The 2,288-nt window shown below is 56.2% G+C and carries 2 protein-coding genes; one reads left to right on the forward strand and one right to left on the reverse strand.

What is annotated here, in order from left to right:
• The coding region (locus tag AC2FNC_RS20680) for an NAD-dependent epimerase/dehydratase family protein (RefSeq protein WP_496716557.1) at positions 1 to 1,051 on the reverse strand (1,051 nt) is incomplete at its 3' end.
• A 471-nt stretch (positions 1,052 to 1,522) separates the two neighbouring features.
• On the opposite strand from AC2FNC_RS20680, the gene gmd reads away from it, so the two are divergent.
• A partial coding sequence (gene gmd / locus AC2FNC_RS20685) for a GDP-mannose 4,6-dehydratase (RefSeq protein ID WP_496716558.1) occupies positions 1,523 to 2,288 on the forward strand: 766 nt, incomplete at its 3' end.

Raw genomic sequence — 2,288 nt, forward strand, 5'->3', positions numbered from 1 at the left:
TCAACCCGGCTTCAAGAGTGTAAGAAGGCGCGTAACCCAACCGGGCACGGGCATGGTCAATCCTGCAGCGCCCCCTGGCCGAATACAGGTCCAGCATGTGGCGGTCGGGGAATATGTCACCGTGCTGAGGGCGGCGCGGCTTCAGCGCGCGCACCAGTTTCTCGAACCGTTTTCTGCCAATCCACATCCGGGCAGTTGCACTGACCCGCGCAGCAAGTGGCGGGGAATCGGGCTTCTCGGTGACGTTTTCTGACGGCAACCGCGCCTCAAGGGTTGAAAGGGGTACGTGGCGGACTGTGCCACGGCCGATGATTCCGGCATAGCCCAACAGAAAATCCGACCACGTGACAGGGGCTGCACCAGAGATGATGAAGCGCTCCTGCCCAAGGTTTTCAAGCTGCGCAGCACGCAGCATGGTCTGTACCAGATCATCAACAAAAACTGCGTTGCACACCCCTTCTGGTTCTGGAAGCACCACGGTTCCCGCTGCCAGCCAGTCTGTCAACTGGTCGGTCCAAAGCATACTGCCAGGGCCGTAGACCAGCGTCGGTTGCAGGATCGCTGCTGGGCAGTTCCCTTGCATCAGAGCCTGCTCCATCGTGACCTTGGCATGTTGGTACGACGCGTCGCCGGCAGGAGCCCGGGGGCTGTCCTCTGTCAAATCTTGGTGCGGCCAGCCCTTATAGGTGACGATAGAGCTGGCATAGACGATCCGGCCAACGCCTGCGGTTTCGGCTGCACCCCGAAGCGTGTCGAATGCGGCAAGGTTGCTGGCTGCGGATGCGCGCACATCATAGGCAAGATGAAACAGAACACTCTGGCCGCGCAGGGCGGTTTGCAGGGCGGCACTGTCGTCAAGCGCGGCGGTTATGACCCGGACCCCCATCGCTTCAAGCGCGCGCATGCCGTGTCGGCTGCGTAGCAATGCGGTGACCTTAGCCCCGGCTTCCAACAGGGCCGGAACAAGCCGGCTGCCGATAAATCCGGTTGCTCCGGTTACGAAGACGGGCTGGCCACCGAGATGTTCTGATCCGGAGTTGTTTATCGCCATTTTCCACCCCTCAATTCCGTAGTTTTGCCAAAGCGTTGTCTTTTGGAAACCTAGCGCAGGTAGCTGGCCTATGCTACTTTGCCCGCAGGTGAATTGTTGTAAGAGGTGCCGGGCATAATGGGAGCCCGTGGTTGTTAATGAGACATTGTATAAAGAGTGGCGCGGCTGGGACAAAAACGGGGTTTCAGCGCATTTTTGGAATATTTGGCCGGGCGCGTGTCAGCTTAACAGCAGAGTTTGCAGTATCGATGTCATGCGCCGCCGATCGTGCATATTGTAAGCGCATGGTTGCAAGAAATATCGGATTGTTGGCGTGACATCCTGGACTGATTGCCCTTACCGTCTGACTCCGAAGGATCCCTGGAATAAAGGTACAAGAAGACCAGACCACTGATCGGTTGGGGGTCGAGCTGGTGGGAAGTGCAAAACTGAATTTTTCTAATAAATAACTGTAAGGATACGTGCGTCATTATGAAAAGAACGGCTCTCATTACCGGGATTACCGGGCAGGACGGCTCATATCTGACTGAATTTCTGCTTGAAAAAGGATACGAGGTGCACGGGATCAAGCGGCGCGCCTCGAATTTCAACACCCAGAGAATTGACCATATTTATGAGGATCATCACGTCGTAGATCGCAAGCTCAAGCTGCACTACGGCGATCTGGGCGATACGTCGAACCTGACCCGTATTCTGCAGGAAGTGCAGCCCGATGAAATCTATAACCTCGGGGCGCAAAGCCACGTCGATGTTAGTTTTGAGGTGCCGGAATACACTGCGGATGTTGATGGTATCGGAACCCTTCGCCTGCTTGAGGCCATTCGTTTTCTCGGGTTGGAGAAAAAGACACGTTTCTATCAGGCGTCCACGTCCGAGCTCTATGGGCTTGTTCGCGAAACGCCGCAGACTGAAACCACCCCGTTCCACCCGCGCTCACCCTATGCGGTGTCCAAGCTTTTTGCCTACTGGATCACGGTGAACTATCGCGAGGCGTATGGCATGTATGCCTGCAACGGCATCTTGTTCAATCACGAAAGCCCGCGCCGCGGCGAGACCTTTGTGACACGCAAAATCACCCGCGGTCTGGCCAATATTGCGCAAGGTCTGGAGAACTGCATCTATATGGGCAATATTGATGCCTTGCGGGATTGGGGACACGCAAAAGACTATGTGCGTATGCAGTGGATGATGCTGCAACAGGACACGCCCGAAGACTTCGTGATTGCCACCGGGGAAC

Source organism: Ruegeria sp. BHSA123, from assembly GCF_059613425.1.